This window comes from Candidatus Omnitrophota bacterium (assembly GCA_030650275.1).
Classification (GTDB): domain Bacteria; phylum Omnitrophota; class Gorgyraeia; order Zapsychrales; family Fredricksoniimonadaceae; genus JACPXN01.
The window spans coordinates 309454-325219 of record JAUSEK010000023.1 but is presented as its reverse complement, the minus strand read 5'-3'; the positions used below and the strand labels follow the sequence as shown (position 1 = coordinate 325219).

Annotated in this window: 10 protein-coding genes and 1 pseudogene; all 11 read right to left on the bottom strand. The window is 53.1% G+C overall.

Annotation, left to right across the window (positions count from 1 at the left end):
• On the bottom strand, positions 1-320 hold a 320-nt coding region (locus Q7K71_07545; GenBank protein MDO8675943.1), incomplete at its 3' end, for a glycosyltransferase.
• On the bottom strand, positions 317-2404 hold the full coding sequence (gene waaF / locus Q7K71_07540; GenBank protein MDO8675942.1) for a lipopolysaccharide heptosyltransferase II: 2088 nt from the start codon (positions 2402-2404) through the stop codon (positions 317-319). The genes waaF and Q7K71_07545, both read right to left, overlap by 4 nt.
• Entirely contained in the window at positions 2404-4380 is a 1977-nt protein-coding gene (locus tag Q7K71_07535; GenBank protein ID MDO8675941.1) for an ELM1/GtrOC1 family putative glycosyltransferase, read from the bottom strand. Before Q7K71_07535 ends, waaF begins: the two co-directional genes overlap by 1 nt.
• A complete protein-coding gene (gene lpxK / locus Q7K71_07530; protein MDO8675940.1) occupies positions 4331-5383 on the bottom strand; it encodes a tetraacyldisaccharide 4'-kinase in 1053 nt (350 codons plus the stop codon). The genes Q7K71_07535 and lpxK overlap by 50 nt, the downstream gene beginning before the upstream one ends.
• Positions 5380-6645, bottom strand: a complete 1266-nt coding sequence (locus Q7K71_07525; protein ID MDO8675939.1) for a 3-deoxy-D-manno-octulosonic acid transferase — start codon at positions 6643-6645, stop codon at positions 5380-5382. Before Q7K71_07525 ends, lpxK begins: the two co-directional genes overlap by 4 nt.
• A 2-nt stretch (positions 6646-6647) precedes the next feature.
• Positions 6648-7514, bottom strand: a complete 867-nt coding sequence (gene xerC, locus Q7K71_07520) for a tyrosine recombinase XerC (GenBank protein ID MDO8675938.1) — start codon at positions 7512-7514, stop codon at positions 6648-6650.
• A 72-nt stretch (positions 7515-7586) separates the two neighbouring features.
• Positions 7587-9548, bottom strand: coding sequence for a type I DNA topoisomerase (gene topA / locus Q7K71_07515; protein MDO8675937.1), 1962 nt, complete (start codon positions 9546-9548; stop codon positions 7587-7589).
• A gap of 15 nt (positions 9549-9563) precedes the next feature.
• Positions 9564-10664: a DNA-processing protein DprA gene (dprA, locus tag Q7K71_07510; protein ID MDO8675936.1), complete on the bottom strand. Its 1101-nt coding sequence runs from the start codon at positions 10662-10664 to the stop codon at positions 9564-9566.
• Positions 10651-11178: pseudogene (locus Q7K71_07505) on the bottom strand (shikimate kinase). The gene dprA and the pseudogene Q7K71_07505 overlap by 14 nt, the downstream one beginning before the upstream one ends.
• A 78-nt stretch (positions 11179-11256) precedes the next feature.
• Positions 11257-12432, bottom strand: coding sequence for an ATP-binding protein (locus Q7K71_07500; GenBank protein ID MDO8675935.1), 1176 nt, complete (start codon positions 12430-12432; stop codon positions 11257-11259).
• A gap of 48 nt (positions 12433-12480) precedes the next feature.
• Positions 12481-15600 (bottom strand): hypothetical protein, encoded by a 3120-nt coding sequence (locus tag Q7K71_07495; protein ID MDO8675934.1) that lies wholly within the window; start codon positions 15598-15600, stop codon positions 12481-12483.
• Positions 15601-15766: the final 166 nt, after the last annotated feature.

Below are 15766 nucleotides of genomic sequence, written 5' to 3'. Positions count from 1 at the left end.
TTGCCTGTCATACGACTTAACCAAAACGCCATCACCTGGGTGACGCGGGTCTGCGCGTGGATGATGTCAATCGCCTCGGCGCGTATCAACGCGGCCAGAGGGGGCAGGCCTAAATAAATTTTAGGATGTGCCTCGGACTTGACGCGGATGTCCACGCGCACGTGCCGCGCTCCGGTCTTTTCAAGAACACCAACGGCATCTCCACCGGCGGAAACGACAATGACCCTGTGCCCGGCACGGCACAGGCCCGCGCTTAGGGTCGTCACGTAACTGGTGATCCCACCGGTATCAAAATGACTGGTTAATAATAAGATATTCATAAATTGATCAATTCTTTAATTTTTTTAAACACTTCCTCCGGCGTGATCTCCTCCATGCACGCGTGCGTGCGGATCTTGCATTGCCCGCTGTAACACGGCGAGCATTTCAAGTCCCGCTTTAACACGACGGCCCTTCCGGGAGGCATATGGCGCTTGGGATCGGTCGGGCCGAACAAAGCAATGACCGGCACCTTCATGGCAGAAGCCACGTGCAGGGGCGCGGAGTCCGGGGACACGTAAACGCGGCAGCGGCCCAAAAGCGCGGCCAATTGCAGGATATTGGTTTTCCCGACGAGATTGGCTGGCTTGGCCTTGGTCCTGTTGATCACCTGGCGCGCCAAAGACCTGTCCTTGTCCTGGCCGGTGAGGACCACGCGGATGTTCTGAGCGCCCAACAGGTCGCACAATTTTGCCATATGCCCGGGCGGCCAATTCTTGGTCGGCCATTGGGCCGAGGCCGCCAGATTAAGCCCTATAAAATCCTGTACGTTGCCCAGCCACTCGCTTTCCAAAAGGGACCGGACATGTTCGCGGTCTTTGTCCGACGGCCAAAGTTCCAGACAAACGCCCGGGTCATACGCAACGCCCAAAAGACCCAGGACCCGAAACTGATGCTGCACCGGTGTTAGTCCCCGGACATCATCCTTGACCCTGCGGTTTAAAAGAAACCCAAATTTGCCGTTGTCATAACCGTAGGTCTGCGGGGCCAGGGACAAAAAACTTAACGCATGGCTGATCCTGTTGTTCTGCAGGTCCACGACCTTGTCAAAACGGCGTTTCCGTAGCGTCTTGCCCATCGTCCACACCCCCGTCAGCCCTTTGTTCCTGGGATCAAAAACGATGATATCGTTGAGATACGGGCAGTGCCGCAGGGCAGCTGCTCCATCGGGTGAGGTCAGGTATTGGAGATCGGCGTTGGGGAATTTCTGGCGCAGGGCTTTCAAAGAACCGGTGGTCAACACCACATCCCCCAGGGCGCTTAACTTGACCACTAAAATGCGCGTCACGCCAAGGACCTCCCGGTAAACCTGTAACGTCGCTTCGGCCATACGCGCCAGCGTGTAGTGCTGTTCAATTTTTATTTTGGCGGCAGCTGTCATGTTTTGGACCAGAACATCGTCGCGTAAAATACGGATGACCGCCCGGGCCATGTCCTGATCGTCTTTGGGCAGGACCAAAAGCCCGGTCTTTTCATGGTCAATGATCTCAACGACACCGCCGACGCGCGTGGCCACAACAGGCACGCCCGCGGCCTGGGCCTCCAGGATCACCCGTCCGAAGGCCTCCTGCGTGACTGTGGCAAGGACCAGGCAGTCCGACTGGGCCAGCAACTGGGGGATGTCACGGCGATTGCCTAAAAAAGAAACATTGGCCGACAGCCCCAAACGTTTGGTCAACAGCAGCAATTCCTGCTTGTACGCAACTTTTTTGGCAGGCGCGTCGCCGATGATCTGTATTTTTGCCTTGGGGAAAACCCGCGCCACCCTGGCCATGGCTTTCAAAAAATACGCGTGGCCCTTGAGGGGCGTGATGCGCCCCACCATGGTGATGATAGGCGCTTGCGGGTCTTTGGGCATTGTCCGTGGATCGGCGAATTTGGCCACATCCACGCTGCGGGGGATGACACGGATGAATTCCGGCGGGACCCCGAAATCCGCGGCCATGTGCCGGCCGATGACCTGGCTGATGGCAATCACCATCTTCCCCCAACCCATGACGCGGCTGAAAGGATGCACGGCGTAATACCCGTGGCAGGTGGTCATAAAAACGGCCTCGGTGCGCCGGCAGGCGAAATAAGCGATCCACGCCGGGACGCGCGAACGCGCGTGCACGATCTCAATATGCTCCTTGCGGATGATGTCGGCCAACCGGCGCACGCAGCCAAAGGCGGTGAAAATGTTCTTTTGATGCACCGGCAAAGCGTAATGCGTGCAGCCACCCTCCTGCAATTCGCGCACCAGATATCCGCCGCTGGAAACCACCACCGAACCATGGCCATGGCTGGCCAGGTATTTTGCAAAATCCACGGTCCCGGTCTCAACACCCCCGACATTCAATTCCGGAAGGATCTGGAGGATGTTCATTAAATAATTTCCTCAAGGGCCTTGCACACCACGCCCTGGTCGTCAATCGCTTTTGGAGAGAACTTGTTGCGGATCATGTCGTTGAGCGCCGCGGATATTTCTTTGACGGAAACCGCCATCAAATAACCCTCGTCGCTCAGATCCAGGACAAAACGATCATATTTATTTCTGGCCGACGGCCCATAGGCCCCCTGCGGCGCGAACACAATGGTCCTTTTGCCGGAAGACAAGGCCTCCGAGACCATGGACACGCTTTCCCCAGAAACAACCACAATATCGCTCAAAGACAAGATCCCGCCGACCGCTTGGGGAACATTCTGCTTATTGGCGATGACGCACAAAGCGCAATATTCAAAATTTTTGAGGTCACGGGCGACCAGCGCGTCCACGTCCGCCGGCGTCCGGCGCGAGGTCGTCACCAAAAGCTCGGCATTAAAATGACCGGCCACTTCCTTGAGTTGCCGCAGCAACTGGTGGATGACCCCCGCGTCATAGGCCACGCCCTTGGCATCGCCGCCGAGCATCACCCCTATTTTCAAACGGGCATTGGCTTTCAAATGCGGATATACGGCCAAAAGCCCCGCTTCCTGTACTTTGAGATATTGGGGCGTGATCAAATTCGGGGCGGCCTTGGTAAAAACACAACGGCCGCGGACCTTTCCGTCGGGTTTGTCATGCCGGGGAAGGATGGAAAGATCAAAACGCTCCCGCTTGACGAGCCCGCTTTTAAGGATGCTGACGGATTTGGCCTGATTAGAGGCCGCGCAGATAAAATTAACGCCGCCCGTTGTTGACCCGCAGGAGATCACGGAGTCGGGTTTGTGGGACAAAAGCGTCCTATAACTTTCCTTTGTCAGAAAAAACCGCAGCCAGCGCTCATTCCTTAAGAACACAAAAAATTGGGACAGGCCGGCGAACACAACGCATATTTTTCCGGCCAACCTGCTCTTAAATACAACGGGTACGATCACCTCTTCCATGTCTTTGCCGCGTGAACGCAACACAGAAGCCAAAGCACGGGCCGCGGCCTGGGACTGGCGCAAATGACCCGTCTTACCGTCGTCCAGGATCACCGTCTTGTGCTGGGTGGTGTATTTATACACTTTATAGAACCACAAATACTGGTCAGGACAGTCATCGATCAAGGCCTCGATCAGTTTCACCGCGGCCCGGGTATTTGTGATAACGTCTTGTTCCATGTTGCCGGTCACGACTAAGTCCATGGCGGGAAAAAGTCTCAGGTCATGATGTCCGTCAGGGGCGCGGACGATCCAGGCCGGGACCAGGGCCGCGCCGTATTTAAGGGCCAGACGAACGGCACCGGTGGACATGGATGCGGTCTTTCCCAAAAAAGGCACCGGTATCCCTTGTGTGCCTCCCTGATCCAAAACTAGGGTCACAATTTCATTGGCACGCAGGGCTTTGACCACACCGCGGATGGCGGCCCCGGGCGCTATCAGTTTGGCCCCGGTCATCCGGCGGTATTCATTGACCACAATGTTCAACGCGGGTGTTTTGGGTTGTTCATTGGCCACCATGTTATACGGATACCCCCAGGAAGAGCCCACGATGTTCGCCAATTCCCAACTGCCGAAATGCACGGCCAATAAAATGACGCCCTTGCCTCGCGCCATTGCCGCGTGGATATTTTCCATCCCGTGCTGGGTCACAAATCGATCGCTCCCCAGACGCTTGATCTTGGGCAGCCATAAAAATTCAACGAAACTGCAGGCCAGGCCCTGAAAGGCCTTTTTAACGATACGGTCTATCTCTTCGGGCGAACGCTTGCCGCCGAAAGCCGTCTTAACATTGCCGTAGGCCACCCGGCGTTTTGCGGGCAAAAAATAATAGCCGGCCGCGCCGAAAATACGTGCCAGGCCAAGGGCCGCGCCGAAAGGCAATGCCCTTAAAACAACGCCCAGCCCTTTAAGGACGGCAGGCAGACAGGATTCTTTGAATGAATTGTTCGTTGCCATGAGTGATGGTCAGCCCGATGTTTAAACGCGCAACCTTTATTTCTTCCCACACATTGGCCCGGTCATTGATCTTGACCGCGTCCTTATGCGTGGTCACAACCGTGTCAATGCCATTGGCGCGGCAAAAATCACGGATAGCGCTCATATCCGCGACGGTATACACATGATGGTCCATAAAATCAAAACGCCGGACCACCTGCGCGCCGGCCCGGGCCAAAGAATCACCGAAGGCCTCCGGGTCGGCGATGGCGCAAAAAGCCGCCACCTTTTTCCCGCGTAAAATGTCCAGTCCCAGAAAAACGCGGTCATAAACGCCGCTTAACCCCAACGGTTGATGGATGGACTCAACAACAAGCATGTCGGGGTTCATCTGGCGCAAACGCCGGCGCAGATCTGCGGTCCCGTCGGGATCGCGGTCTGCCCTGGTGATCACCGCGATATGCACCCTTTTTAAACCGCAAAGCGGCTCGCGCAAAATGCCCCGCGGCAGAACACAGCCATTGCCGAAAGGATCCAACGCGTCCACAGCAACAATGTCCAGGTCTCTTTTTAAAGGCCAATGCTGAAAGGCGTCATCACACACGAAAATATCCGTGCCTCCGGCCCGAAGGGCGGCGCGGATGTTGCCTGCGCGGCCGGCCCCGACAAGAATGGGAGCGCCGGGCAAGATCTCGGCCATCATTTTCGGCTCATCGCCGGGCCCCTTGGCCCCGGCCATGTATCCACGGCTCAACACGGCCGGACGCAGGCCCGCTGAACGTAAAATATTCACGACCAAAATGACCAGAGGCGTTTTTCCGGTGCCGCCGACGGTGATGTTACCGATGCTGATCACGGGCTTGGGGGACCTGTACGACGGTAAGATCCCCCACTCATACAAAGCGCGGGTTGACCGGACCACTGCCGCATAAATGAACGAAAGAATTAAAAGTAAAATTTTACACACAGAGGCCGTGAGGCCTTTGCGCTGGTCGGTCATCAACTGATAAATATAATGTTTCATGACGATCCTGTTATTTCCCGGACACACGCCAAGGTCCTTTCCAACGCGCCCTTATTCCTGGCAATGACCGCGGCCGCCTTTTGGCCCATGACAGCGCGGCGTCCCTCATCACGGGCGAGTGCTAGAACCGCATCAGAAAATTCCTCATCGTCCCTGACCTGGACAATGGCGCCGTCTTCCTTGAAACGGGCCAGGATGTCCCGGAAATTTGCCATCATGGGCCCGACGATCACGGCCCTGGCAAAGAATGCCGGCTCAATGACATTCTGCCCCCCGCCCTTGCGCAAACTTTTTCCCATGAAAACCAGGGACGCTTGCGCGTACAATCCCCGCAAATGACCGATGGTGTCCACGACAAGGACCTCACCGGCTGCCAGACAATCGCCTGATGTCAAGGTAGAGAACATACGGCCTTCAAAACCATTTTGACGGACCAGTCCCATGACTTCCCCGGCGCGCTCAACATGGCGCGGGGCAAGGACCAAACGCCACGACAGCCCCGCATCCTGCATTTTCCGGTAAACAGCCAGAACAATCGCTTCTTCACCAGGATGGGTACTGCCGGCGATCCACACATGCTGGCTCGCGGGAAAGACCCGCGGCGTTTCAGGCGCGCCGGCAACGTCCTCATCCTCAAATTTGATATTCCCGACGACACGCACACGCGCTGTGTCCGCTCCCAGCGCCATAATGCGCTTGGCATCCGTATCGCTTTGCATACAAAACGCGCGCACATCCCTCAACGCGCCTTTAAGAAAGAACTGTACGGCCTGATAACGTCCGAATGACCTGTCTGAAATGCGTCCGTTGATGATGACGATGGGGATATTTTCCTTGGCCAGCCGACGGAACAGATTCGGCCACAATTCGGTTTCCGCCGCGATATAAACAACAGGACGTATCACACGCGTGAATGCCGCGACCGTAACGCTTAGATCCAAAGGCGACGGGATGACCAGAGCAGCATCAGCCAGCTGTGCGCGGGCAAGCCCATAACCGGTTTTGGTTGTGACCGAACACACAACCCTGTGCCGCGGGTATTGGGCCTTCAGCCGCCGGACAAGCCCGGCCACCGCGGCCACTTCCCCAACGCTGACCGCGTGCACCCAGATATTCCTGGCCCCGGCCATTTCCGCTTTGAGCGCTGACGGGAAAAAACCGAAACGCATCCCGAAACCCGGATACCAGCGCCGCGTCAGGACCAGATACGGCAGATAAACAAGGGCATACGCGAGAAAAATAATGTCATACAAAAATCCCATCCTCAAGCCCTCGGATGCGCTTTGTCGTAAACGCTTTTGAGTTTATCGGTGGTCAAATGGGTGTAGATCTGTGTCGTGGACAGATTGGCATGGCCCAGCAATTCCTGCACGGAACGCAGGTCCGCCCCGCGGTTGAGCAAATGTGTGGCGAACGAATGCCTGAACATATGCGGGTTCACCTTTCCCTGCAAACCGGCCTTTAAAATGTATTTGTTGATGATCCCCCTCACGCCCCGGCCGGTCAAACGGCTGCCGTTCTTGTTCAAAAATAGGGCCGGTGAACGCTGAGGCCGCGCTTCAAGATAATTTTGGATGGCCTCCAGGGCCTTTTCGCCGATGGGCGCCAAACGTTCTTTTTTGCCTTTGCCGCGCACCCGCACGATATTGCCGATCGCGTCCACATGCCCCTCGTCGAGACCGACCAATTCGCTGACACGGATCCCCGTGGAATACAGCGTTTCCAGGATCGCTTTGTCCCGCAGGGTATTGACCTTGCCGTCTGTGGGCGCGTCCAGAAGTTTGACCGTGTCCTCTTCCGTCAAAAAATGCGGCAGGGGCTTGTCAAGTTTCGGCGTGACCAGCAGGGCCGCCGGATTGCTGGCGATCATTTTATGCCTCTGCAAATATTTGAAAAAAGAACGCAGCGCGGACAATTTGCGCGAAACCGTGCGCGGTTTGAGGCTCCTTGTCCTTAACTGGGCCAGGAAACGCCGCAGGACGGGATAATCCACCTGTGTCAGCGGCTGGTCCCCCAAGAACGCGGCGAACTCCTTAAGGTCGGTGCGGTAATTGAGGACGGTGTGGTTAGAATAATTCTTTTCAACTTCCAGGGACAACAGAAATTTGTCGATGAGTGCTTGTGTTTGCATAGGTATAGGAATTAAGGGGACACTATACTTAATTCAATCATAGCCGACACAGGAATTAAGTATTGTGTCCCCTTAATTCGTGGCCGCCGGAAGCTTGTTAGCGATGAATTTGCACTCCGGGTAACGGCTGCACCCGTAAAACATGGCCCCGCGGCCTGACCGGCGCTCGACGAGCTCGCCGGAACATCCCTCGCCGGGACATTTGACGCCCGTGGTGAACGGTTCGGCATGCCTGCATTCCGGAAATCCCGTGCAGCTGATGAAACGGCCCCGTCTTCCCCATTTGATCACCATGGGCCGGCTGCAATCCGGGCACGGTTTCTCAACCGCGACATAGGTCTTTTCGATATTAGCCATGGCATAATCGACTTCTTCCTTGAACGGCCCGTAAAAATCCTTTAACAGGGCCACATAATTATTGTCGCCGTCTTCGATAGCGTCCAGCGCTTCTTCCATGCGCGCGGTAAAGGTGATGTCCATGACCTTCTTGAAATATTCGATCAACAGCATGCAGATCTTGATCCCTAACTCCGTCGCCGTGAAATACCCGCGCTCGCGCATGACATAATTGCGCGCCACCAGTGTTGCGATGATGGAGGCGTAGGTGCTGGGACGGCCGATGCCCTGTTCTTCAAGGGCCTTGACCAGGGTAGCTTCCGAAAAACGCGCCGGCGGCTTGGTGAAATGCTGGGAGGGCTTGACCTCTTTGAGTTCCAGCGCATCGCCCTTGGCATAAACCGACGAATCCAGTTTGACCTCTTCTTCCTCATTGTCCTTATACACGGCCAAATACCCGGCGAACGTCAACAACGAGCCCGAAACGCCGAACTGGAAGCGTCCGGCCGTGATCTCGACCTTGGTCTGCTCAAATACCGCCGGGGTCATCTGACAGCTGACAAACCTTTTCCAGATGAGATTATACAAACGGTGCTGGTCCTCATTGAGAAAATCCTTCACGGCCTCCGGCGTGCGGGCAATGTCCGTCGGGCGTATGGCCTCGTGGGCTTCCTGCGCGCTTTTTTTGGACTTGAATTTGTTGGGCTCCTGCGGAACATGGTCGGCGCCGTAGGTTTTCTTGATCCATCCCCGCACCTTGTCCACGGCTTCAGCGGATATATTCACGGAATCGGTACGCATATAGGTGATCAAACCCACCGGCTCCTCTTCGCCGATCTCCATACCTTCATACAGTTCCTGGGCGATGAGCATGGTCTTGGCCGTATTAAAGCCCAGTTTGCTGAAGGCCTCCTGCTGAATGGTGCTGGTGATAAAAGGCGGGGGCGCGTAACGCTTGACCTCTTTGACATTGATCGCGGAAACGCCAAACGCCTGCGCCTTGATCTCTTTGACAATGCCCTTGACCTGATTTTCATGCTTTAATTCGGCCTTTTTGCCGTCGATCTTTTCCAGGGCCGCGGTCAAAACCGCCTTGATGCCTTTTTTCTGCAAATCCACGCTGATCTGCCAGTATTCCTCGGGCACAAAGGCCTTGATGGCCCCTTCCCGCTCCACGATCAGACGCAAGGCCACGGATTGCACGCGGCCCGCGCTCAAACGGGAGCCGACTTTTTTCCACAGGATAGGGCTGATCTGATAGCCCACGATACGGTCCAGAACACGGCGGGCGTTCTGCGCGTCCACTTTCTTGCGGTCAAATTCGCGGGGATGCTCAAACGCTTTCTTGACGGCGTCCTTAGTGATCTCATGAAAAACAACGCGGTACACTTTCTTTCCCTTGGCGATATGTTCAACGAGATTCCAGCCGATGGCTTCCCCTTCGCGGTCAGGGTCGGTGGCGATGTAAATGTCCTTGACCCCCTCGGCTTCTTTCTTAAGTTTGCTTAAAATCTTCTGCTTGGTGCGCACGACGATGAATTTCGGCGTAAAACCATTGTCCACATCCACCCCGAGCGTAGATTTGGGCAGGTCAATGAGATGCCCCATGGAAGACGTGACCTTGAACTTGGGGCCAAGGATCTTGTTGATGGTCTTTACCTTCGCCGGCGACTCAACGATGACAAGCGATTTTGCCATTACGGTTCCTTTTGTTTAAACCTTCACGTACATATTCCCCGGCAATTGCCGGACAACACCTTTTAATTGTAAATTCAACAGGACCTGGGCGATCTCCGACGCGGGCTGTTGCACCCGGGCGGACAATTGGTCCACATGCAGGGGTTGTAAACTCAATACTTCGTATGCCTTCATTTCTTCTGCGCTCAATGGAACGGGCGAACACAGAGGTTCGCCCCTACGCAGGGTTGGAAATGATATTTCCATCTGCAATTTCAATTCTTCCAGGACTTGGTCCGCGGACAAGGCAATTCTCGCGCCGTCCTTGATGAGCCGGTTACTGCCTTCGGCGCAAACATTGTCAATGTTGGACGGCACCGCGAATACGTCCTTGCCCTGCTCCAACGCATAACCGGCGCTGATGAGCGCCCCGCTTTTGGCCCCGGCCTCGACGACCACCGTGGCCGTGCTCAAACCCGTGATGATACGGTTGCGGCGCGGAAAATGGGCGGGCAAAGGAAAAACAGCCATAGGCATTTCAGAAACTACCGCGCCCTGCTCAACGATGGTACGCATAAGACCGGCATTTTCTTTAGGATACGGATGGTTCAAACCACCCGCCACCACCGCAATGGTTTTGCCTTTGGCGTCCAGACATCCCTGATGGGAAGCCGAGTCAATGCCGCGCGCCAAACCGGAAACAACAATAAGCCCGGCTTCGGCAAACCGCCTGGCAAAAGCATGGGCAATGGTCATTCCATAATGCGACGCATTGCGGCTGCCGACCATGGCGATGCATACCCCGTGCAAAAGGGCAACGTCCCCCTGCGTATAAAGAACGACCGGAGACCCCGGGATCTCCCTTAGACCCGACGGAAAATCATCATCCGCCGCGGTCAGGATCCGCACATTTTTCTGCCGCGTCAAATTGTATTCATCTTCCAAGAATTTGTCTTTGGGAAAATGAACGATATTCTGGGCAACCTGCGGATCGACAACTCCGGAAGCGATCAGCGAACCCTCGTCCTGCGCCAGGATATTGTCCACAGACCCAAAAAATTCCGCCAAGGCCTTGATCGTGGCAGGGCCGCAGCCGGGGACAGCATTCAAAACAACAAAAGCGTCATGCGCGTTCATCTGACATCCTCTCGATTATTCGCGCGACCACGCCTTCAATGGACGGATCAGAAGCGTCCAGAATGACGTCGGCCTGGTCGTACAGGGACATGCGTTCTTTGAACAGCTGGGCGATACGTTCCCTGGGGTCGGGAACGTTGACCAAGGGGCGGTTGGGGTCACTCTTGATACGGCTGTAAATGATTTCGGGAGTGGTTTTGAGATGAAAAACAACCCCGTTTTTCTTGAGCAAAGGCAAATGGCCGGGGTCAAGGACAACGCCGCCCCCGCAATCAATGATAACGCCTTTTTTTTTGGCCAATTCAAGGACAACGCTATGTTCGGCCTGCCTGAAATAGGCCTCCCCAGAGTCCTTAAAAATGTCCCTAACAGGCCGGCCTTCCTTGGCCTCGATCAGGGCATCCGTGGAAATCCGCGGCAAGCCCAAACGGGCCTCTAAGGCCTTGGCCACCATGGACTTGCCCGAACCCATCAATCCGATGAGCACAATATTCTTAATCATGGCAGGGATTGTAACACAAGCCTTTCGGGCGTGTCAACTCTTGCAGAAAGGCCTTTCTTCTCTAATATGCGGGAACTGCAGAAAAATCAGCTAAAATTCCGTAATGCATTTATTCAAATTCTTCCAATTCATGACCCTTATGCCATCACGTTCAAATTCTAAATGGCCATCATAGACCAAAACACCTTTAAGGCCTTTAACGAACCTCCGCAAATACCGTATTGAATCCAGGAACCTCTCATTGAATGTTTGTGCTGATTTTACCTCAAAAGCCACCAAACGCCCTTTGATCTCGACTAAAGCATCAACTTCATGCCCGGTTCGATCGCGCCAAAAATACATCTTCGGGTCCTGTCCCTGATTATAGAAATATTTAACGATCTCACCGAGGACAAACCCTTCCACCAAACTCCCCCTCTGCGGATGAACCCCGATATTCCTCACGTCCGGGATCCCCAGTAAATAACAAACCAACCCCGGATCATAAAAGAACATTTTGGGGGCTTTAATAAGCCGTTTGTTAAGGTTTCGATAATACGGTGGCACAAAATAAACGATAAAACTGGCCTCAAGCACTGAAAACCAGGACTTGATCGTATTTGAACTGACCCCGCAATCATCCCCGATCGACGACATATTAATGACCTGCGCGTGGCGCCCGGCGCAGATTTTTAGAAACCGCTGAAAAACGGACAGATCGCCGATGTTCTTCAAATCCCTGACATCGCGTTCCAAATACGTATTCACATAACCCCCATACCACTTTTCCGGGGCCAGTTTCTTGTCCCAGATGCGCGGATAAAAACCGCGAAACAAAAGCGCGTCTAATGTTTTAGGGCATTGCTTCAGGTCCCGGACCTCCTGATAACTGAACGGCAATAAATGATGGATACTGACGCGTCCGGCCAATGATTGGCTGATATGTTTGGAAAGCAGAAAATGCTGCGAACCCGTAAGAATGAATTGTCCGTTGCGCCGGTTGCCATCAACGATCCCCTGAATATAAGAAAACAGGTCTGGGGCACGCTGGGCCTCATCGATAATGACCCCTTTGGGATAACGATTGAGAAATGCTCTCGGGTCGGCATTGGCCAGCAGGCGGTCATCCGGATTTTCCAACAAAACATACGGCATCTTGGGAAAAACGGTTTGGGCCAAGGTTGTTTTGCCTGATTGACGCGGCCCGGTAATAGTAATAACGGGATATTTCCGGGCCATGGCCTTGATATGCGGTATTAACAGGCGGGGAATGGGTATGGGCTTCATATGACAAATTCTAAATCATATTTAAAATCTGTCAAATACTATTTTGGATCAAACGCCGGCCAGTTGGGGATGGCCTTGCTGCTCATCTTCCCTAAGGCCGAGGAGTAGAGGCAAATTAGTGATGGGGATGATGGTGTTGATCTGGAACTCCAGGCCGTCAAAGCCGTCGCGCTTGATCCGTTCGATCATCGCGGGGTCAAATTGCATCTGCACGCCCTGGCCTTCCTTGCGCACGTTCATCTGCATCCTGGCGCGGTTGAGGTCAATACCGCCCGGGGTTGTGGCCATTGCCGCGTCGGGATTTTTCTTTACCGGTTGCGAAAGTTTAATCAAAATGGGTATTGGCAGACCACCGATAAAATAATAAGCCATTCTGTTATCAAATTCGAGATAAAGACCAAATAAACCATCTTTTCTGAAAGCAGCCAATATTTCGTCTATGGCTTGTTCGCTTATTACATACTGTTTTCTACTATCATCAAATCCTTTGGTAAAAATAAACTTTGATTTTAACGCTCTAATCGCTTCCGGTTCCACTGCCTCCATAGATAATCCCTGTCCAGTCACAGCAGGCAATGTCGTGCTTAAACCATCTATTACCCGACTTGTTTCTCCATAATGAGTATAATAAATGCTTATTATTCGAGGAATTATTTGTTTATCGGTATCATCAAAATCCACAGCATTCATCGCCTCATCGGGCGTTTGCATCCGGCTGGCGGTCATCGCCGCGTCACCTAACAAATCCTTAACCGCCTTCTCATTTTTTTTGAAACTTTCTGGATTACCCCAACCCTCGCGTACGAGCACAGTAAATTTTTTAAGCAAAGTTTCAAGATTTTTCCAACCCTCATTTAAAAAAGCGACCTCAAAAATCTTGTTTTTAATGAATGTTCCGTCAGTTTTACTTGCATGTTGCCGCATCATAGCACGCAATTCTTCTACTGCTTTAGGAATTGCAGAATCAACCCCAACAAGCGCCTCGGTGTGAGACAAGACTGTGACATTAATTCCGGTAAGATCAACATTTGCTGTTTTCTTCCCCGGTAAAAAATCAAGGATCCGGCTTAAGATCAACGCTTTCTCGATCAAAGGAGGAAAATAACCATACCGGTTAAAACTCTTCCGAGGGTCTGCCTCTACCCTATTCACATATGTCAGGGCCGATTGAAGAGATCTTTCAAACGGTTGGAATGCCTCTTCAGAGAAATGGAAAGGCCTCAAATTTGATCGCAAATCCGTTATGGCTCCCCAATAATGACCGTTGGAATCAAGATCATCCAGGATTTTTAACGCTTTTATTCTATTAGCTAAATTTTGATGCCAAAATAAGTCACCAGACTGCAAACTATGTAAATAATTCGTCGCCCGGCTTGACAATTGCGCCGCGTCGACCTTATTCGCCGTCATCGCCTCGTCGCCTTCTCTGGTTGCGGCCTGCTGGTCTTTTGTGATTTGCTCATTCAGGGACGCGATATGTCCATTGATCTGGATAAGCAATTGCACTCGAGAACGTTCGGAATCTGGATCGAGCCCTGTTATTGCCGTCAAACGTTGCTGCAAACCTGTCAAACGGGTCCTGGCAATCACCGGGGAAAGGGGCGGTTGACCGTTCAGTTGAAACAGAATATTGGTCAATTCACCTCGGACCCGCACAATCTCCATTTCTTTGCGCGCCTCTTCGTCTGCCGCCGTCATCGCCCCGTCGGCCTGCTTCGCTACACCCGAAGATCCAAGGCGAATTTGAATATCACGAAGTAATCTCGCTTGCAGTACCCCCCACGGCCCGCTGAGCTGAGGTATTTTTGATAAATCACGCAACAGACCTTCCAGCTCACCCCTGGTATCCGCTTGCGTCCCGACACCGGCGAACTTGTTCGTGATTCTGGTGATTTCATTTATGTGTTGCTCGTCATCCTGGCCCAACACACCCACCCCGCTAACCATGGCCAGATCACCAACGGCAGATATGCCATTGACAGGCGGCACGGTTGAACGGTTCAGCACACGGCTGCCCAGCATGGCCATATCAAACCCACCCGAAAAATACTTCCTCGGCGTTGAGGCTTGTGCTGAGCGACCAAGCGTCTGCGAGGGAGTCGAAGCATCTTCCTTAATATAATTAAACACACCCTTCTTGTAGGCCTTCAGGTATTGCTCATATATCTCTTCGACCTTTGACCTTTGGCCTTCGAGCCCTTTGAGTTTTGATTGATTGCCGTATATTTGAGTGAGGATGGTGTCTTTCAGGGCCATCTTGTACCAGGAAGCGAGGATCATAGAGTAGAACATCTGGCGAAGAGGAGCGAAGTTCTGGCCTTGATTGACTTCCTGTTCGATGGAGGGAAGAATGATATCTTTGACGATTTGACTGGCCAAGGCGTGGGCGGGTTGCCCTGGGGTGCTTTCGCCTTCAGGGGTTTGTTTGCTTGGCAGCATGCTTGGGGACACGTTACCCCGCCTTGGCGGGGCAACATGTCCCCTGGTAGGCGTTTGGTGTTTGGCCAAGGCGGTGTAATCCTCTTCCAACATCACCTTAAGGTGTGCCCCTACGATATAGGCGACATTGCCCCGTTCAAAGACATCCGCCTTGTCAGCAACGATCCAGACCTTGTTGAAGGTGTTGACGGGGATTTCCGTGGTCCCATAGAGTTGTTGGGCTTTTTGATAGACCTTGTCCCAGAAGGCCTTGCCTAAGTCACGTTCTGGATAGATCAGAGATGCGGTGAGTTGTTTGAGGATATAGTCCTGGGCCAACATGTCCTGACCCATCTGGGTTGTTCCCAGGTTATCCGCGATCATCCTGTCCTTCTCATAGGGAGACAGGTTGACCCAGAGATCCTTTTCGGGGATGGTTAAGGAGGCGAGGAAATATTTGATCAATTTCATGGATTCGTTGTGTAGAGACGCAGCATGCTGCGTCTCTACGGACAATCCCGAATGGCCGGTGTCGACAATGAAATCAAACTGGAATGGGTTTTCAGGATGGACCTTGATACCTTTGATGAGCACGGGCTCAAAGGCAGGGCTTAAATTGACCATGGTGCCGGGCTCCGGTAAAGATAGGGGCGCGGCGTTGGCCTTTGGGATGGGCATCAATGAAGAAGCAAAAAAGGTAACGATCAGGACAATATTGAGTGATTTTCTGAACATTGATTTGATTTCCATGTTCTGGATTCCCGACAAAAACATTCGGGAATGACAAGTGGCCGGAAAGCGCTAAACGTAAAAAAGTATAACATGTCTTTGATAAAAAGCAAATTTTCAAAGGCGGTAGGAATATGTATAACTACTTGAAATGTAATGAGTTATAAATCTTTAAAAAATTTCTTGC